This window comes from Amycolatopsis sp. SID8362 (assembly GCF_010550475.1).
Taxonomy (GTDB): Bacteria; Actinomycetota; Actinomycetes; order Mycobacteriales; family Pseudonocardiaceae; genus Amycolatopsis; species Amycolatopsis eburnea.
This window is the reverse complement of the sequence record NZ_JAAGNB010000758.1, coordinates 1-1,929: the sequence shown is the minus strand read 5'-3', so window position 1 is coordinate 1,929 and position 1,929 is coordinate 1. Positions and strand designations below refer to the sequence as shown.

At 74.1% G+C, this 1,929-nt stretch carries 1 protein-coding gene; it reads right to left on the bottom strand.

What is annotated here, in order from left to right:
- On the bottom strand, window positions 1–1,929 hold a 1,929-nt coding region (locus tag G3I65_RS23515; protein ID WP_203612484.1), incomplete at both ends, for a beta-ketoacyl synthase N-terminal-like domain-containing protein.

Here is a 1,929-nt window from a genome sequence, read left to right as displayed (position 1 = left end):
CAGCCCCAGCGCGCGGCCGTCGGACGCCGCGCCGACGCCCTTGATCACCGCGTACACCCGGTCGCCGTCGCGTTCGGCGTCGGCCAGCCGCTTGAGCGCGACGCAGGCGACGCCTTCGCCGAGCGCGATGCCGTCCGCCGCGCTGTCGAACGTCGCCGACCGCCCGGTCGGCGAGAGGGCGTGCGCCGAGGCGAACAGGAGGTAGTCGTTGATGCCGTTGTGCAGGTCCGCGCCACCGCAGAGGACGAGGTCGCTGGTGCCCGCGGTCAGCTCCTTGCAGGCGACGTCGACGGCGGTCAGCGAAGACGCGCAGGCCGCGTCGACGGTGTAGTTCGCCCCGCCGAGGTCGAGCCGGTTGGCGATCCGCCCGGCGATGACGTTGGCCAGCACGCCGGGGAACGAGTCCTCGGTGAGCCGCGGCAGCCGTTCGTCCAGTTCGGACGGCAGTTCGCCCACATAGGACGGCAGCACGGTCCGCAGGCTCATCGCGTTCGACAGGTCGCTGCCCGCCTCGGCGCCGAACACCACCGACGTCCGCGAGCGGTCGAACGCGCGCTGCTCGTAGCCCGCGTCGACCAGCGCCCGGTGCGCGGCCTCCAGTGCCAGCAGCTGCACGGGTTCGATGCTGGCCAGCGACGACGGCGGGATGCCGTAGCGCAGCGGGTCGAAGCCGATCTCGGGCAGGAACCCGCCCCAGCGCGACGGCGTCTTCCCGCCTTGCCCTTCCGCGTCGTAGTACCGCGAGGTGTCCCAGCGCTGCGGCGGGACCTCGGTGACGGCGTCCACTCCGGACAGCACGTTCGCCCAGAACGACGCCAGGTCGGGCGCCTGCGGGAACAGGCACGCCATCCCGACGATCGCGATGTCGAGGGGCTCGGGCGCGGCGGGCTCCGGTTCGGCGCCCGAGAAGGACGCGGCCCGCTCCCGAAGGAACGCGTCCGCGCCCTCCCCCACGGCGTGGTGCAGGCCGGCGATCGTCGTCACGGCCGAGCGCAGCACCGCGACCTCGCCCGCCATGAACATGCCCTCGGCGAGCTGCCGGTCCTCGCCGACGTCGCGCAGTTCGGCGCCGACGCGCTCGATGCCCTTGCTCGCCAGGCGAAGCCGACCGACATTCAGCGTCTCCAGCTGTTCCCACGCGTCGCGGCTCGGCACGCCCCGCTCCGCGAGGTCCGCCTTGATCGCCGCGTACTCCTCGGTGAACGAGCTGCGGACGCAGCGGGTCGCGTGGCCCGGCGCGGTTTCCAGCAGGTCGGTCTGCTCCGCGGCGAGCAGCTGCCGCTGGAAGCCCGGCAGCACCGCGCCCGCTTCGACGGCCTCGCGCGTGAACAGGTACGCGGTGCCCATCAGCACCCCGATCGCCGCACCCCGCGCCGCCACCGGCGCGGCGAGCGCGGCAACCATGGCGGCCGATCGTTCGTCGTGGACGCCCCCGGCGAACAGCAGCTGCAAGTCCGGCGCCGGCGTCGTCGCCAGGAAGTCGGCGAGGACCCCGAGCTGCGCTTCCCACAACGGGAAACTGGTGCGCGGCCCGACGTGGCCACCGCATTCCGAGCCCTCGAAGACGAACTTGCGCGCCCCGGCCTCGAGGAACTGCTTCAGCAGCCCGGGCGAGGGCACGTGCAGGAACGTGGAGATCCCGGCGTCCTCCAGAGCCGCGGCCTGCGCCGGGCGGCCGCCCGCGATGATCGCGTGGGTCGGCCGCAGCTCGCGGATCACCGCCAGCTGGGCGGCTTTGACGTCGTCGGCGGCGAACCCCAGCACCCCGACGCCCCAGGGCGCCTCGCCCACGGCTTCGCGGGTCCGCCGCAGGACGTCCCGCGTCTGGTCCGCGCCGGACAGCGCCAGCGCGATGAACGGCAGCGCCCCGCCGGCCGCGACCTCGGCGGCGAACGCGGGCTGATCGCTGACGCGGGTCATCGGGCCCTG